Annotated in this window: 12 protein-coding genes and 4 pseudogenes; 12 read left to right on the top strand and 4 right to left on the bottom strand. The window is 70.9% G+C overall.

The features are described from left to right. Nucleotides 1-570, bottom strand: a pseudogene (locus AOK15_RS31540) (hypothetical protein); the annotation flags it as partial. Nucleotides 571-1,164: 594 nt separating this feature from the next. Between AOK15_RS31540 and AOK15_RS31535 the strand changes: the two are divergent. From AOK15_RS31535 to AOK15_RS31515, 5 genes and pseudogenes are all read left to right on the top strand, one after another. Continuing rightward, nucleotides 1,165-2,691, top strand: coding sequence for a DUF1996 domain-containing protein (locus tag AOK15_RS31535; protein ID WP_055521749.1), 1,527 nt, complete (start codon nucleotides 1,165-1,167; stop codon nucleotides 2,689-2,691). Nucleotides 2,692-2,969: 278 nt separating this feature from the next. Then, nucleotides 2,970-4,158: pseudogene (locus AOK15_RS48920) on the top strand (molybdopterin-dependent oxidoreductase). Continuing rightward, nucleotides 4,155-4,562 (top strand): hypothetical protein, encoded by a 408-nt coding sequence (locus AOK15_RS31525; protein WP_055521748.1) that lies wholly within the window; start codon nucleotides 4,155-4,157, stop codon nucleotides 4,560-4,562. The pseudogene AOK15_RS48920 and the gene AOK15_RS31525 overlap by 4 nt, the downstream one beginning before the upstream one ends. A gap of 89 nt (nucleotides 4,563-4,651) precedes the next feature. Continuing rightward, nucleotides 4,652-5,275 carry a hypothetical protein gene (locus tag AOK15_RS31520; protein WP_055521752.1) on the top strand — a complete coding sequence of 208 codons (624 nt, stop codon included), beginning with the start codon at nucleotides 4,652-4,654 and terminating at the stop codon, nucleotides 5,273-5,275. Between the two features lie 52 nt (nucleotides 5,276-5,327). Beyond that, nucleotides 5,328-5,874: pseudogene (locus tag AOK15_RS31515) on the top strand (NAD-dependent epimerase/dehydratase family protein). 102 nt (nucleotides 5,875-5,976) lie between these two features. Here AOK15_RS31515 and AOK15_RS31510 read toward each other — a convergent pair. Together AOK15_RS31510 and AOK15_RS31505 are read right to left on the bottom strand one after the other, a co-directional pair. Beyond that, nucleotides 5,977-7,089, bottom strand: a complete 1,113-nt coding sequence (locus AOK15_RS31510; protein ID WP_055521746.1) for a sensor histidine kinase — start codon at nucleotides 7,087-7,089, stop codon at nucleotides 5,977-5,979. Continuing rightward, nucleotides 7,079-7,813: a response regulator transcription factor gene (locus AOK15_RS31505; protein WP_055521745.1), complete on the bottom strand. Its 735-nt coding sequence runs from the start codon at nucleotides 7,811-7,813 to the stop codon at nucleotides 7,079-7,081. The genes AOK15_RS31510 and AOK15_RS31505 overlap by 11 nt, the downstream gene beginning before the upstream one ends. A gap of 139 nt (nucleotides 7,814-7,952) precedes the next feature. Here AOK15_RS31505 and AOK15_RS31500 point away from each other — a divergent pair, with 139 nt between their 5' ends. The 4 genes from AOK15_RS31500 to AOK15_RS31485 are packed head-to-tail and all read left to right on the top strand — an operon-like array spanning nucleotide 7,953 to nucleotide 10,738. Beyond that, complete coding sequence (locus AOK15_RS31500) at nucleotides 7,953-8,684, top strand: glycosyltransferase family 2 protein (RefSeq protein ID WP_055521744.1); 732 nt, start codon at nucleotides 7,953-7,955, stop codon at nucleotides 8,682-8,684. Continuing rightward, nucleotides 8,681-9,328: a TIGR04282 family arsenosugar biosynthesis glycosyltransferase gene (locus AOK15_RS31495; protein WP_055521743.1), complete on the top strand. Its 648-nt coding sequence runs from the start codon at nucleotides 8,681-8,683 to the stop codon at nucleotides 9,326-9,328. Before AOK15_RS31500 ends, AOK15_RS31495 begins: the two co-directional genes overlap by 4 nt. Beyond that, nucleotides 9,325-10,269, top strand: a complete 945-nt coding sequence (locus tag AOK15_RS31490; RefSeq protein ID WP_420877000.1) for a class I SAM-dependent methyltransferase — start codon at nucleotides 9,325-9,327, stop codon at nucleotides 10,267-10,269. The genes AOK15_RS31495 and AOK15_RS31490 overlap by 4 nt, the downstream gene beginning before the upstream one ends. Next, nucleotides 10,247-10,738 (top strand): SulP family inorganic anion transporter, encoded by a 492-nt coding sequence (locus AOK15_RS31485; RefSeq protein WP_055521742.1) that lies wholly within the window; start codon nucleotides 10,247-10,249, stop codon nucleotides 10,736-10,738. Before AOK15_RS31490 ends, AOK15_RS31485 begins: the two co-directional genes overlap by 23 nt. A 441-nt stretch (nucleotides 10,739-11,179) precedes the next feature. Here the strand turns inward: AOK15_RS31485 and AOK15_RS31480 are convergent, their stop codons facing one another. Further along, nucleotides 11,180-13,000, bottom strand: a complete 1,821-nt coding sequence (locus tag AOK15_RS31480; protein WP_338059937.1) for a copper resistance CopC/CopD family protein — start codon at nucleotides 12,998-13,000, stop codon at nucleotides 11,180-11,182. A gap of 939 nt (nucleotides 13,001-13,939) precedes the next feature. Between AOK15_RS31480 and AOK15_RS31475 the strand changes: the two genes are divergently transcribed. The 3 genes and pseudogenes from AOK15_RS31475 to AOK15_RS31470 all read left to right on the top strand — a co-directional run bounded on the left by AOK15_RS31475 (nucleotide 13,940) and on the right by AOK15_RS31470 (nucleotide 16,062). After that, nucleotides 13,940-15,154: a lactonase family protein gene (locus AOK15_RS31475; RefSeq protein ID WP_240508688.1), complete on the top strand. Its 1,215-nt coding sequence runs from the start codon at nucleotides 13,940-13,942 to the stop codon at nucleotides 15,152-15,154. 27 nt (nucleotides 15,155-15,181) lie between these two features. Then, nucleotides 15,182-15,427 (top strand): annotated as a pseudogene (locus tag AOK15_RS48635) (SpoIIE family protein phosphatase); the annotation flags it as partial. Between the two features lie 101 nt (nucleotides 15,428-15,528). Continuing rightward, on the top strand, nucleotides 15,529-16,062 hold the full coding sequence (locus AOK15_RS31470; RefSeq protein ID WP_079058819.1) for a MarR family winged helix-turn-helix transcriptional regulator: 534 nt from the start codon (nucleotides 15,529-15,531) through the stop codon (nucleotides 16,060-16,062). Nucleotides 16,063-16,182: the final 120 nt, after the last annotated feature.

Genomic DNA, 16,182 nt, shown 5'->3' with positions numbered 1-16,182 from the left:
CGCCCAGGCTCCCCCACCCAGCCCGATCCGGTCGAGGAGAACGAAGGTGAGGGTGGCGGCTGGGGGGTGTCCGGCGACATGCGGGGGCCACTGCTCGGGAGAGTGGAGCAGGATGTGGTTCGTGAAGTCCCGCAGGGTCGCGGGGATGTCGTGGAAGCGGTCGATGACCTGCAGGTACTCGTAGCGGGTGGTCAGTCGGCGGGCGATGCCCCGGTGCCAGCCGTCGACGAGGGCGAGGGAGAACGTCCACGCCGTGGCGGTGGCCCAGGAGGTGAGCAGCAGGGCGCGCCAGGGCAGGCGCGCGGCGACGGCGGGACCGTAGGCCACGACGGCCACCGCGACGGTGAGCGCGGCTGGGGTTCCCGGGCCGACGTGGGGAAGCCAGTTGGCGTACAGGGGCGGCCAGCCGACATGGAGGACGTCCTTCGACCGCTTGATGGCGACACCGACCAACGCGGCTGTCAGGACGAGCAGTGCGGCGCCGACGACGGAGTACAGGTCGCGGCGGAGTTCGCGGCGCGGGCCGGGGCCGGTAGCGCCACGCAGGTCACTGCGGAGATCACGGGTCACACGGGAACGTTAGGCCGGAGGGCGGCGGCCGCGCCCGGGTCGTCGGCGGCCGTCAGCGTTTCGTCATAGTTCGCAGACGGGGTGTTGTGGGTGTCGCGTCGGTCGGCGCCGGCGCGCGCCGACTCTTCTGTGCGAGGAACCGGCGCGTGGCTCGGCGAGCGATCGCGCGCATCCTGCCCGGTGAAGAGCGCCAAGACCACGGCGCGGGCCCCCGCACTCCGCGGTTCCGATCCCAGGAGGCGGACGAGCGGGGTGCTGTGAATCCTTACGAGAACCTGACGAGGAAGCTGATTTTGCTCGTCGGGCCTTTCTCACCCGTAACTCTGGTCACCACGTCGTGACGAGCGGCGCGAGCAATGCGAGGAGCCGATGGTGATCACGAGAACACCGTCTGCGAGTGCGGGCGTCAATGATCCCGGGGCGGAATACAGGAACCGCCGACTGTCGCCGGTTTCGGGAGAGCCCCGCTCGCACACCGAGGCCGCAGGAGTTCCCCGAGGGGTTCTGCTCCGTCCGAACCCGATCACCACGCTCGCCGGGTAGCTGCCGGAAGCGGCACCGCAGCGGTACGACCACAGTTCCAGAAGGAGTCCCATGCCACGCAACACACGCAAGCGATCGAAGACGACCCGCCGGGCCGTCGCCGCACTGGCGGCGGCGGTCGTGGGGGCGGGAGGGTTGGTGGTGGCCAATGTGTATGCCTCGGCTGGGGAGAACGGCGCCGGTAACACCACCAGGAGTGCAGCCCAGGACCGCATCGACCAGGCCATGGCGGCGGGGGCCGCCACCATCGACTGCCCGGACGTCGGTTCCCGACTGCGGCAGGTGCCCGACGGAGCGCGGGCCGAGGTCGACAGGGAACTCGCCCTGCTGGACCAGCAGGTCGCGGAGGCATACCAACGGTTGCAGAGCTCGGTCCGCGCCATTCAGCAGGACAGTGCCTTCGCCGACAACGCGATCATGGGGCCGCTGAAGGACAAGCGGACGGCGGCCATCGACCGTATCGAGACAGCCATCGGTCGTGTCGCCGACAGGCCGCAGGGTCTTCAGTCCTTCGCCGCCTGCACGCTCCGCGCCTCCGGCAACGAGGCGCGCGACGGCGAGGGGGGCGAGGACCAGAAGGGTGAGGGACAGAACCAGGGCAACGGCGACCCGAACCAGGGGAACGGGCAGGACAAGCCCGGCGGCAACGGCGGACAGGCCGGTAACGGTCCGGTCGTGGCCGACTTCGTGGACATCACAACCGTCCAGCCCAACGTCCCCGCCCCCCAGAGGCAACAGAACGCCTCTGAAGGGAAGTTCACCACCGACTGCGGCGTCAACGAGAACAAGCTGTACAACACCGACAACATCATCGTCGCCCCCGGCGTGGACAACGGGGCACACCACACACACGACTACGTGGGAAACCAGGCGAACGACGCCTTCGCCGACAACGAGGACTTCGCGGCCGGCGAGACCACCTGCCGGAACCAGGGGGACAAGTCGTCGTACTACTGGCCGGTTCTCCGTCTGCAGGACGGAACGCAGGAGTTCGACGCGGGCCGGCAGGGCGGTGGCGCCGAGGGCAACGTGGGCAGGATCCTCACCGCGTCGCAGGTGACCCTGGACTATGTGGGCAACCCGAGCGGCAAGGTCGTGGCGATGCCGAAGTTCCTGCGCATCATCACCGGAGACGCGAAGGCGTTCACCAACGGCACCGCCAACGCCAACGCGGCATGGAGCTGCACCGGCTTCGAGGACCGGCAGCTGACGGACAAGTACCCGATCTGCCCCGAGGGCAGCAACGTGGTCCGCACGTCGAAGTTCCAGAGCTGCTGGGACGGCCAGAACGTCGACAGTGCCAACCACCGCGATCACGTCGCGTTCGCCGACCCGCGCACGGGGGCCTGTCCGAACGGCTTCCGGGCCATTCCGCAGCTCGTTCAGCGCCTGGTGTACGACGTGGACGCACCGAGCCTGAACGACGGCGGCCGGTCGCGTGCCTTCTTCTCCGTGGACGGCTTCCCCGAGCAACTGCACAAGCCCGTCACCGACCACGGCGACTTCGTCAACGTCTTCGACGAGAAGCTGATGAACCGGATGGTCGAGTGCATCAACACCGGTCAGAAGTGCCGGTGACATCGACGAGCTGAGCCACCGCTCGGGGCCCGGCCGCGGCTGACACCGCGGCCGGGCCCCGGCGCGTTCCAGTCCACGGCCTGAGACGTTCCGGCTTCGTAAGGGGCGCACGGGTTCCCTGACGCCTTGACGCCGGGTGGGATGAATGCATGAAACCGCGTTTCTCTCCGCCGGTGTTCAAGGGCGGGCTGCATGACGCCCGTACGGCGACCTCCATCGGCCGACTGCTGGGGCCGGCGTTCGTCGTCTGCTTCGCCACCGGGCTGATCAGCCACTTCATGCAGCACCCGCCGGGCTGGCTCGCCGACAGCATCCCGAGCCGCCCGGCGTGGGGCTACCGCGTCACCCAGGGACTGCACGTCGCTTCCGGCATCGCGGCGATTCCGCTGCTGCTGGCCAAACTGTGGACGGTCTACCGTTCCTGGGGACTGAGCAGGAGTGAGCCCGCCCAGCCGCACGCCCCGAACGGTCTTGGGCGGACTGGTCCCCGGCGTACTCGACCCCGGGGCGGCGACACGCATCCTGTGCGTGGTCCGGTCCCGGGAGGCCGGTTCCCTGCGCTACCTGGCCACGTGGGTACGGAGAAAGGACGACGGAGAGGCCCCAGACCTTCTCTCCGGAGGAAAGAGGGCTCCGCACTCCCCCAGCTACCGCTGGGGGTGCCCCAGGCTCCGTTCCCGGTGTCCCAGATCGCCCGCTCACCGTAGCCCGAACAGCCCACACCACCGCAAGCCAGGAACCCGACCATCACACCATCGAGCTAATCCACCGTTGGTGGTGGGGGCGCTCGTACTGCACGTGGCCGTCAAGGCTCCGGAGATTCGCGACCATTGGCGCAGGCGGTCGCCGGGAACACTCGCACTGCCGGCCCGGGGCGAGCCCGACCGGCGGTCGCTGCTGGCTGCGGTGGGGGCGGCTGCCGGCGCTGTCACCCTCAGCACGGTGGGTCAGTCCTTCACTCCGTTGAAGGGCTTCATCCTGTTCGCGCCGCGCCACCCCGATCGGGGCCCGCAGGGCCTGCCCGTCAACCGGACGGCCGCGGCGGCCGGGGTCGGCCGGATCGCCGACGAGACCTACCGCTTGGTCGTGGAGGGCCCACAGCCGTACACGCTGACGGTGGACGAGCTGCGCGCACTGCCCCAGCACCAGGTGGAACTGCCGATCGCGTGCGTGGAGGGGTGGAGCAGATCGGCCCGTTGGTCGGGCGTGCGTGTCGTGGATCTGCTGGAGCGGGCGGGCGCGGGGCCGGACGCGCGGATACGGGTGGTGTCGTTGCAACTACGCGGTGGTTACCGGGTGTCGGAGCTGGGCCGCGCACACGCTCGGGACCCCCTGACCCTGCTCGCCCTGCGCCTGAACGGCGAGGAACTCGACCCCGATCACGGCTATCCGGTGCGGCTCATCGCTCCCAACCGGCCCGGAGTGCTGCAGACCAAGTGGGTGGGCCGGCTGGAGGTGCTGTCGTGAAGGTGGTGCGGGTCCTCGCGGGCGCGGGGGGTGTGGCGCTCATGGGCGTCGGCGTGGCGCTGCTGGTGGACGTCCGTGACGCGACCGGCGTTCTGGTCTGGCTGGGCGGGGCGATGGTCCTGCACGACGTAGTGATCGCGCCGCTGGTGCTGCTGGTCGGCCTGGCGGCGGTGCGTGGCCGTGCGCGTGGTCCTGTTCGCGGGGCGTTGGTGGTAGCGGGTGCCTTGACGGTGGTGGCCCTGCCGGCGCTCTTGCGTCCGGGACGCACGGCCAACTCCTCCGTGCTGCCGTTGGACTATCCGCGCAACTGGCTGCTCGCGCTGGTGGCCGTGGCCGTGGCCGCGGTGACGGCGCTCTGCCTGGCCGCGCGGGGGCTCGCCCGCCGTCGGCGGCCCCCGACATGAGCAGGCAGTTGCCGTGCCGTGTCTTACGGGTGTCTTACGCGTTCCCGTCGGACGGCACCGCCGAGCAAGGTGCCTCCTACGGTGACCGGATGCGATCCCTCCGTGTTGTGCGAACGACGGCGCTGGTGACGGCCGCGCCACTGACTCTGGCTGTCGCGGGTCTGCTGCATCCGCGGCACCTGACGGCGGCGACGGCAGGTGATTGGGCAGAGCTGCACATCGCCCTGCTGCCGGTGTTCCCCTTTCTGGCCCTCGGCCTGATCGTCCCCCTGTGGGGCAGACCGCGTCGCGACGCGGAGGGCGTCTTGACGGTGCTGGTCTGGTCCGGGTGCCTTGTCTACGCGGCGTACTACTCCGGGCTCGACGCGGTGGCGGGGATATCCGCCGGCACGGTGGTGGATCATGGTGTCCACGGCGCGGCCGGGAGGCTCTTCGCGGTCGGCGGCGAACTGGGCCGGGCGGGCGTGTACGCGCTGGCCGTGGCCTGCCTCGCCACGTGCGTGGTGCTGTGGCGCCGGCACGGTACGCGGGTCCTGCCTGGAGCCGTGGTGATCCTCGCCACCTGCTGGTTCTTCGTCGACAGTCACATCTTCTGGCCGCGGGGCGTGTTCACCATGCTCGGCTTCGCTGTCGGGTTCACCCTGCTGACGTTGACGACGTACCAGTCGGCGAAGGAGGCGACGGCACGGACGGAAAGGCTGACGAACCGCTGACGTCCCGGCGTCGATCGACCCGGGCACGTATGGACGACCCTACGGTCGAGGCATGTTGATCCCGGTCACCGGAGGTGCGGGCTTCATCGGCTCACCCGTCGTCACCGCTCTCACCGGCGCCGGGCACGCGGTGCGCGTCCTCGACGCGCAGCTGCCCTCCGCCCACCGCACCCGCGCCGCGGATCCTTCCCGGGGTGGACTGGTGGCACGCGGCCGTCCGTGACAGAGCGGCCGTCACCGACGCCCTGCGGGCGTGGACGCCGTCTGCCACCAGGCCGCGATGGTTCGGCCTCGGCAAGGACTTCGCCGACGCGCCCGACTACGCGGCGCTCGACGGCGTGCACGGCCTTCCGGAGGGCGGCCTGCGGGCCTGCGACGTCGGCAGTGGGGAGCCGCACACCGTGGGGGAGATGGCCGCCGCGCTCGCCGCGTCGCACGGCGACCGGGCACCGGTCGTCACCGGGGAGTTCCGGCTCGGAGACGTCCGCCACATCACGGCCCCCTCTCAACGTCTGCGAGAGGAACTGGGGTGGAAGCCGCAGGTCACCTTCGCGGAGGGCACGGCGGAGTTCGCCGCGGCAGCTCTGCGAGCCGGTTGAGCGCGGGCCGACGCCGAGTCGGCCGCCGCGCGCGGCAAAGAGGGCTTCCCGGCCGGTCCGCTGCTTTCCCTCCGCACGAGCACGGCTCGCTCTTCTCCCCGCTCAGACCGCCGCGGGCAGATGCACCTCGAACCGGCAGCCGCCCGGCACGTTGGACACAGCTGCGCGCCCTTGGTGGGCCTCGACGATGCCGCGCACGATGGCCAGGCCCAGTCCTGCTCCGGCGGGTGGGGTCCGCGCATCGGTGCCGCGCCAACCGGTGTCGAACACCCGGGGCAGATCCTCGGGAGCGATGCCGCCACAGCCGTCGGTCACTGCCAGTACGACACGGTCGGCCTCCCGGCGGGCGGAGATCGCCACGGTGCCGTCGGCCGGAGTGCGGCGGATGGCGTTGACGAGCAGGTTGACCAGGACGCGGGACATCTCGCGACCGTCGACCTCGACGGGCACCTGCTCCACCCCGGCGCCCACCAGACGTACCCCGTGCTCCCTGGCCAGGGCGTCGGTACCCGCGATGGCGTCGCCGACCAGGTCGTAGACCGACATGCGGGTCGGGGTCAGGGCGAGGACGCCGGCCTGGATGCGTGACAGTTCGAAGAGGTCGCTGACCATCTCGCTCATCCGTCCGACCTCGGTCCGGATGCGGCCGTGGTAGACGTGCGGGTTGTCGACCATGCCGTCCTCCAGGGCCTCGGTCATCGCCTGGAGTCCGGCCAGCGGGGTGCGCAGGTCGTGGGAGATCCAGGCCACCAGCTCGCGGCGGGACGCCTCCAGCGCCTGCTCCCGCTCCCGCGAAGCCGCCAGCCTGGCGCTGGTCGCAGCCAGCTGACGGCTCAGCTGGGCGAGTTCGGCGGTGAGCGCGGTGGTGGGCGGGACGAAGCTGCCGTCGTCACCGAGAGCACGGGTGGCCTCGGCGAGGGCCCGGCTTCCCCGGACGACACTGCGGCCCAGGAAGAGGGCGACGGCGAACGACACGACGGCGGCCATGCTGCAGACCATCGTCACCACCCACAGGTCGTGCTCCGACAGGAACATCGCCCACGACACCAGCATCGTTCCGGCGAGCATCGCGGCGACCGTGACGGCCGCGACAACGGCCAGGGACAGTGCGACCGACCGGTCGCGGAGCAGCCGCAGGGCCGCCGCACCGGTCAGCCCGGCGGCTGCCGCGCCGACGGCCGCGTACAGGGCGATGAGCAGGGTGTCACCGACCATCGTCGGCTCCTCTCCCCTGCGTGCCGTCAGACGGGGGAGGATCGAAGCGGTAGCCGACGCCCCAGACGGTATTGATCAGCCGGGGCCTGGCAGGGTCGTCCTCGACCTTCTCCCGCAGCCGCCGCACGTGCACCGTCACGGTCGACAGGTCGCCGAACTCCCAGCCCCAGACCTGCCGCATGAGTTCCTCACGGCTCGTCGCCCGGCCAGGGTGGCGCAGGAAGAACTCCAGCAGATCGAACTCCCTCGTGGTCAGGGCGAGTTCGGAGCCGCGGCGGGTGGCGCGTCGTGCGGTGGGATCCAGGGCGAGCGGGCCGCTGCGCAGCTGGGGCGCCGCGGGTTCGGTCCGGGTGGCGGCCAGGGTGCCGACGCGGCGGAGCACCGACTCCACGCGCAGTACCAGTTCGCGTGGGCTGAAGGGCTTGGTGACGTAGTCGTCCGCTCCGACCTCCAGGCCGAGAACGCGATCCTCCTCGTCCCCCCGCGCGGTCAGCATGATCACCGGAAGCGGTCCGTGCGCACGTATGCGGCGGCAGACCTCCAGCCCGTCCATTCCGGGCAGCATCAGGTCCAGCACCACGAGGTCGGGTGGCCGGGCGGCGGCCGCCGCCACGCCGGCGGGCCCGTCGGCGGCGACGTCGACGGTGAAGCCCGCCCGGTCCAGGTACCCCGCGACGACCTCGGAGACGGTGGGGTCGTCGTCCACGACAAGTACACGTTTCACATGAGTGAGTCTCGCACCGGCGCTCCCTCACCCAGGCGGGCGGCCGCCGATGTCAGCGATCCGTAAGGAACGCCGATGTCAGCGATCCGTAAGGAGGTCACGTCCGTTATGTCCGCCCGGCGTTCGTAGGCTCGGTGGGGTGATCGAGACAACCCCTCCCTCCGTGGATGTCGTGCTGCCCTGCCTCGACGAGGCCGACGCGCTGCCCTGGGTGCTGCACCGGATTCCGCCCGGCTGGCGCGCGATCGTCGTCGACAACGGGTCCACCGACGGATCTCCCGACATCGCCCGCGCCCACGGGGCGTACGTGGTTCATGAGCCGCGTCGCGGCTTCGGCGCCGCCTGTCATGCCGGGCTGACCGCCGCCACGGCCGACGTGGTCTGCTTCTGCGACTGCGACGCCTCTCTCGACCCCCGCCTGTTGCCGGTCGTCGCCCAACCCGTGCTCGACGGCTCCGCCGACCTGGTACTGGGCCGACGTCGGCCCACCGCACTCGGGGCCTGGCCCCTGCACGCCCGGCTCGCCAATGTCGAACTGGCCCGGCTCATCCGCCGCCGCACCGGGCTGCTTCTGCGCGACCTGGGCCCGATGCGCGCGGCTCGCCGAGAAGCGTTGCTGGGGCTGGGCCTGAGCGATCGGCGCTCCGGTTACCCGCTGCAGACGGTGGTGCGTGCCGCCGACGCCGGCTGGCGCGTGCGGGAGACAGACGTGCCGTACCACCCGCGTACGGGCCGCTCGAAGGTCACCGGTACCTGGCGGGGCACCTGGCAGGCGGTCCGTGACATGCGTGCCGTTCTCGCCGAACAGGCGACCGGCGCCGACCGGAACTCCACCGGGCCGGACGCCCGGGTTGCTGGGGGCGCGCGATGACCACCGTCACTGCCGCGACCACACTGCTGATCATCGCCAAGGAACCGGTCCCCGGCCGAGTCAAGACCCGGCTCACGCCGCCCTACACGCCCCACGAGGCAGCGGCTCTGGCCGAGGCCGCCCTCGCCGACACTCTCCACACCGTGTTGCGGGTTCCGGCCCGGCGCCGGGTGCTCGTCCTCGACGGAACGCCGGGCCCGTGGCTGCCGCCGGGCTTCGACGTCGTCCCGCAGGTGGCCGGAGGGCTGGACGAGCGAATCGCGGGAGCCTTCGCGCTATGTGACGACGGACCCGCCCTGTTGGTCGGCATGGACACCCCGCAGCTCACCGCCGACACGCTGGCCGTTGTCGGCGGGGGCGGCCCCGATGCGTGGTTCGGTCCCGCCGCCGACGGTGGCTTCTGGGCCCTCGGCCTCGCCGAACCCTCCCAGGCCGGTCCGCTCGTCCGGGGCGTCCCGATGTCCACCGACCGAACCGGCGCGATCCAGCGGCGCCGACTCGTCGAGGCGGGGTTGACGGTCTGTGATCTCCCGCTGCTGCGGGATGTCGACACCGCGTCCGACGCAGTCTCGGTGGCCGGTCTGTGTCCTCCCGGCTCGTCCTTCGCCACCGTTGTGCACTCCCTCGCGGAGGTGGCCCGGTGAGCGGCGCCATCGGTACGGACACCGCCGTCGAGCCGGAGAAACGAAGCGACCCGGCGTCCCCGCCGCAGACCGGCACCCCGCTGCCCGATCGGCTCATCGTGTCCCCGCCGTCCGTCGACCGGTTCGTGACGTCCACGCCGACCGAGCCCTGGACGAACGACCCTTACGCGCAGGCCCTGCGCGCCGGTCACGGCCCTCTGTACCTGCGCCGTCTGGGGACCCGCGCCCACGGGGAGGCCGAGCTGATTCCCTTGGAGGTGGAGCGCTGGTGTGCCGCCCCCGACGCCGCCGACACCGGCGTGCTGGGCCGTTGCACGGGCCCCGTCCTCGATGTCGGCTGCGGACCAGGACGCCTGGTGGCCGCCCTGTCCTCCCGCGGTGTCACCGCCCTCGGTGTGGACGTCAGCCCGGCCGCCGTCACCCGAACCCGGCACCACGGCGGAGCCGCCCTGCGACGCTCCGTTTTCGACCGTCTGCCCGGAGAGGGTCGCTGGGGCACCATCCTCCTGATGGACGGCAACGTCGGTATCGGGGGCGACCCCTCGGCGCTGCTCGCCCGCCTGCACGACCTCGCCCGCCCCGGTGGGCGTCTCCTGGCCGAGGCGGCCGACGACGACGTGGACCAGCGACTCACCGTCCGTGTGGAGGACGCCCACGGCCACCACGGCGGCCCCTTCCCATGGGCCCGCGTCGGCACGACCGCCTTGCTCCGCGCGGCCGACACCACCGGCTGGATCCTCACCGGCCGATGGAGTGCAGACCACCGTTCCTTCGTGGAACTCCACCGTGCCACCGAAGAGTTCCCGCAGCCGACAACGTCCCAGGACGACGATCGCTTCGTGCCCCGTGACAGCCTTCCCCTGCGCGACGACGATCCGCAGGTCAACGTGGGTTCCGGCCGCGCAGGTGGCACGTCCGGTGGTGCTTCGCCGACACGCTAGCTTCGCGGACGTCTTCTGCCGCCCCTGCTGTCTCCCCTGCGCGCCTGCGCGCCTGCGCGGCCTGGGGCCCGACTGGATCTCCGATCCGAAGGTCTGGCGCACCGAGGCCCTGGCGGGACTGGTCGCCGCCCTGACTCTGATCCCCGAGGCGATCTCGTTCTCGATCATCGCCGGAGTCGACCCCGCTGTCGGCCTGTTCGCCTCCTTCACCATTGGCCGTAACCATCACGATCATCGGCGTCGCCGGGCGATGATCTCCGCCGCCAGCGGGGCCGTCGCGCTCGTGATTGCGCCGCTGAACCGCGAGCACGGCTTCGGCTACCCGGTCGCCGCTGTCATCCTGGCCGGTGTCTTCCAGGTGATCCTGGGCGCTCGGGTGGCGAAGCTGATGCGGTTCATCCCCCGCTCGGTGATGGTCGGCTTCGTCGACTTGCTCGCCATCCTGATCTTCATGGCGACGTGTCGGTGACCGCGTCGGCGCGGGCGCCGGCCCTCGCGCCCGGTTCAGCTGCGCGCATCACTCTGCGCTACATGTCCCCATGCTGTAGCTGTACGAGAACAGGTCCCACCACGGCAGGCCGCAACCCGAGATCAGCGCATCTCCCAGTCAGGTCACCCCGACGCACACGCGGACACGGTGGCCCGCACCGGACGCAGAGCCCGGGCGGTTCCGCCGGCTCCGTCCGTCATGGGGCACGCCCAGTCCGCTCCACCGCGACGGGCGGTCCGTCCCGGGCATCGGCCAACTCCTTGGCACGGATTTCGGGCTGTCAGGCCTTTCGTTGCGAGGACGGTCAGGCTCTCCGTCCCCTACGGATCGGCCGTCGACAGCGTGCGGACGGGTGGGCCGACAATCGTCCGCCGGTCTCGGCGGGCCACACGCCCTCAGGGCGACGGTCCCGGCTCGACCTCACGGGGTGATCTCGACGGTCTTGGAGACGGTGACCTGGTCGATGTCGGAGACGCGGACGGTGGCCCGCATCGTCCAGGTTCCGGCGAGAGGGAGGTCGAGGGTGTCGCTGCCCCAGTAGCCGCGCTGGTCCACGAGTTCGGCGTCGAGCGGGCCCACACGTTTCTCGGACTGGGTGAAGGTGAGACGCAGTTCGGGAATGGCGATGAGGCCACCGTCGGCACCGAACACCACGGCCTCGACCACGTTCCGGCCGACCCGCCCCGGTTCCAGAGTGATCTGCACCCTGCCGCGCCCCGCCGGAGCCCCTGTGTCGAACGGGACCACGGTCAGGTTCACCTCGGGCTGCCCCGACACCGTGGAGGCTCTGGCGGCCACGGTGGCGGCCCGCCCCGGCTGGCTGCCCGTCAGCACGGTCGTGACCGCCAGCACCACTGTGCCGATCAACACCTCCGTGAGCACGGACCTGCGCAGACCGCGGCGGCCACCCTCGAGGTCGTTTCCTGCCGCCTCGGGTACGGCGCCGAAGTCCTCTGTCACCGTCGCTTCACCCGGTGGGCCGTGGGCACCGCCCGCGGTGACGAGTACCTGTTGATTCCGGCGGCCGCGCAGCAGCCGCTCGGTCCACTTCCGCGAGAGCGACGCCGCCGTCAGCATGAGGATCACGGTCCCGGTCTTCAGCGCGAGAACCCTCCCGTAGGGAGTGGTGAACGCTTCCCAGGAGCCGAGACCGCGCCAGGACTGGTAGAGGCCGGTGGCCGCCAGGACGGCCACGGCACCGAGGGCGAGCCGGGAGAAGCGGCCCACGGCGCCGGGCCGAAGGGGGGCGTCGGCCGGGGCCCGGTACAGGGTGACGAGCAGTGCGGTCAGCCCACCGAACCACACGGACATGGCCAGCAGGTGCAGGCCGGCGGACGTCATCGCGACCGGCACCTGGATACCCGCGGAGGCGTGTTCGGCCACAGCCCAGGTCGCGGCCAGAGCGAGGGCGAGTGCGACGCCGGCCGAGACCGTGAGCCGGTCCGCCCGCCGCGCCGGCGGGGCATTCCTCAGCAGCAGGGCGATCAGCAGGAGCAGGACCAGGCGAACCAGCAGAGCGATGCCCGGTCGGCTCTCCACCGTGTCGCCCAGGAGCTCCGGGTCAAGTACGCCGGCTGGTCCGTCTCCGCTCGCGTACGGACCGAGCACCAGCAGCAGCACGATCGTCGCCGCCGTCAGGGCCCACCACCCGGCAAGGAACTGCCCGCGCGCCACTCGCGTCGCCCCGGCGCCGGGGCGGCAGACCGCCAGGAACACAGCCGCACCGATCAGCAGGGCCAGACCCCCGTAGGCGACGAAGCGGCCGAGGCCGTACAGCACGTCGACCCACGGGTCCACGGCCGGCTCGGCAGCGGTCTCGGAGTGGGTCCGTGAGGGCACGCCGACGGAGAACGTGAAGGCGCCGGAGATGGCGTGGCTGTCTTCGGAGAGCACCCGCCAGGAGACGGTGTACGTACCCTGCTTCAGACCGCCGGCCAGGGGCACGCGAGCCGTGTCGGCCCTGCCGTTCGCCCGCCCGGGGTCGCCGGCGGTCACCGGACGGCTGTCAGGGTCGAGGACGCGCACCGAGTCCTCGGTGAGCGCGACGGACTCGCTGAAGGAGACCGTGACCTCTTCCGGCGCGATCTTCAGCACCGCGCCTTCACGCGGGTCACTGCCGGTCAGCGCCGCATGCGCGGAGGCGGGGACCATGCCGCCGAGGAGTGTTACGGCAAGTACGGCGATCACCAGGAGCAGCGCCTTGCACCCGCGCCGTGCGTGTCGGGTCTGCTGTCGTTCCACGTCGTGTCTCTGAGCGGTTCTTGGACAACCCGGCCGACCAACCGCACGGCCAGGACTGCCGGCGAAGGGAGACAGTGGCCGGGTTACCGCACTGTCGAGTGCCGATGCCCAACTGCCGACTGCCCTCAGCCGGACGGCGAGGCCGTGACGCCAGGGGTGGCTGCGGGCCAATCGGGGGGAGCCTTTTCCGACTGTTGTGAGACGGCGTCGTCCTGTCCGTCGTAGGGGCTGCCGGATGTCGGCACCTGGGAACCCGTCGCGCCAAGCGGGGGCCTCAGGCCGCCTGTGTGCGTGTCTCCGTTCCTCGGGAGGGGAGGGTGGTAGCGCCGTCCGCGGCGCCGCCTCTCGTTCGAAGGCGGAGAGTTCCCTCGGCGCGGAAATCCGTATGGAGTGTTCGCTGTCCGTCAGAGATCTGTGCCACACCTCGTCGGGGACTGGCGGTGTGTTGCCGTCGTTGCCCGGTGTTCCGTCGTTGTCCGGTACACGAGCGCTCACCTGCTTCACCTCCTTTTCCCCCTGTGGCCGGTCACCTCGTAGAGGGCCGGGTTCCTGCCGCCAATTGACCGTTCGTGGTCTCCCCTTGGTCTGCCACGGACGCAAGTGCGCTGTCGAACGCGGCCGTTGGCGGGGCCTCCGACGGCCGACGCGCCCATGTTCACCTCGGTACTCCGCCGTCGTCACTCCCGGGCGTGCGGCGGTCCGCCGCCGGACGGGCCCCACCTGATGATTGCACAGTGCAAAGAGTTGGTGCCATAGAAGAACGGCCACCACGAGTCCCCGTGGCGACCAGCCGGGTCCGTCAGGTCGTCCCATGGACGTCAGGGTTATTACGAGAACCTGACGCGGGGGCCGGACCCCTTCAGCCGCAGGGGCCTCATCGATAACTCTGGCTCGACGCGCCACTGTTCGAGGGTGGCGGAGTGGTTGGAGGAGCGAGCTATGAGCAGGCACACCAGGCGCAGGTCGCCGTTGCAGGTTCGGCTGACCATCGCCGGAGCCGTGGTGCTGGCCACGACGGCGGCCGCGGTGACGGTGACCGTTGCCTCAGCGGGGGAGACCGGCCGCCGGTACGTGGGCTCGGGAAAGGCTGGCGCCGACCACGCGGTGTTCGTGCAGGGCAACGAACTCGACGGCAACACCATCCATGTCTTCAGGCGGGGGCAGGACGGCAAGTTGACCGCCGCCGGCCGCTACGCCACGGGTGGCAGGGGCGGCGACCAGATCGACGCACCGACCGACTCCCTCGCCTCCCAGGGCTCGCTCGTCTACGACGAAGCATCAGGGCGACTGCTTGCGGTCAACGCCGGGAGCGGCACGGTGACCTCGTTCCGGGTCGAGGGTCAGCGGTTGACGGACCGGCAGGTGGTCGGTTCCGGGGGCGACTTCCCGGCGTCGATCACCGTCTCCGGCCGGCTTGCGTACGTCATGAACGCGGGCGGGGAGGGGAACGTCCAGGGCTTCCGTATCACCGCCCACGGGCTGAAGCCTCTGCGCGGCTCGCAGCGCACTCTGGGCCTGGACAACGAGAAGGTCCCACTGTTCAGCAGTTCGCCCGGACAGGTCGCGTTCACCCCGGGCGGCCGTGCGCTCGTCGTCACCACGAAGTCCGCGAACACCGTCGAGGTCTTCCCCATCGGGCGTGACGGACGCCCCGCACGGCAACCGGTCGTCAACAGGTCCGCGGGCGGGGTGCCGTTCGCGATCACCTTCGACCGTGGTGGCCGGATGCTGGTGGCCGAGGCGGAGAAGTCCACGGTCAGCACCTACAAGGTGCGTGCCGACGGGACCCTGAAGGTCGTGCAGGGCCCCCTGCCCAACGGGCAGGAGACATTGTGCTGGCTGGAGCGAGCCGGTGACTTCTTCTACGGAGGCAACACCGGCAACTCCACGGTCAGCGGCTACCGCATGGACAGGCGCGGACGCCTGGCGCTCACCAACCACGTGGGTGTGGCGACGCCCCCGTCGGCCCGTTCTCAGGGCGTCATTGACCTGGCCGTCACCGAGGATGAAAGGTTCCTGTACGTGCAGAACGCCGTCTCCGGCACTGTCGACGGCTTCCGCGTGGGCAGGAACGGTTCGCTCACGAAGGTCACGACCGTGACGGGACTGCCCGCATTCGGTGAATCTGGTATGGAGGGCATTGCCGCAGTGTGACGGGCGGCCGACGAGTGCTCCTGCGGGCCGGTGCCTCTGTCTGCCGGCCCACTGCGCGTGGCGGTGTCGTACACCTCCGCTGTGGCCGAGGCGCGGATCGGGGGCGATCTGTACGAGGTGGTCGCCTCGCCACACGGTGTCCGGGTGATCGTCGGCGACGTGCAGGGCAAGGGGCTCGCCGCCGTCGAGACGGCGGCCGTGGTCCGCGGAGCCTTGAGGGAGGCCGCCCATGACGAACCTGATCTGATGGGGGTGGGTGAACGGCTGGAGCGCATGCCGCCGCCATGCTCCTGCTGCGCCACCACGGTCATGGAAAGGGAAAATCTGTTCCGGCCGATTGAGCGCACGGGTGTCTCAGCGCGTAGAAAGGGGGCATGGCGGAACGTAGGACCCCTTCGAGGGGCATGGACGATGTCGACGCGGTCACCCGAGCGGTGCTCACCGCGTCGCGGTTGCTGGTGGCGGTGTCGGCCAGATCCCTCGCCGAGGTCGAGGAGCGGGTGACCCTGCCGCAGTTCCGCATGCTGGTGGTGCTGTCGACCCGTGGCGCAACCAAACTCGTCGTGCTCGCGGACCTGCTCCAGGTGGCGCCGTCCACAGCCATGCGTATGGTCGACCGGCTGATCGCCGCGGGGCTGGCCGACCGCCAAGTCAACCCGGACAACCGCCGCGAGACGATGCTCCAGCTCACCGACGAGGGGCGGCGAACCGTCGCCGATGTCACGGCCCGGCGCCGCGACGAGATCGCGACGATCGTCGAACGGCTTGCACCGGAGCAGCGGACAGCGCTGGTGGGCGCGCTCACCGCGTTCAATGAGGCGGGTATGGAGCCCCTCGCACCTGTGACCGACGACCCGGAGCTCTACCCCTTGGGCTGGGTGGACGCCACAGTGGCGCGGGGCGCCTGAGTTCCGTCGTAGGGAAACAGGGACGAGAAACCTTCGCTCCGGACGCCATGGTCACGGTCACGCGTTCCTTCCAGCGGTGCCCTCCTCCCAGGCCAGGCCCCGGCCTCGTCCCCCCCCGAT

Source organism: Streptomyces ossamyceticus, assembly GCF_001418475.1.
In the GTDB taxonomy this organism is placed as follows: Bacteria; Actinomycetota; Actinomycetes; order Streptomycetales; family Streptomycetaceae; genus Streptomyces; species Streptomyces ossamyceticus.
Note: the sequence above shows the minus strand (reverse complement) of the source record. Positions and strands in the feature narration are given on the sequence as shown.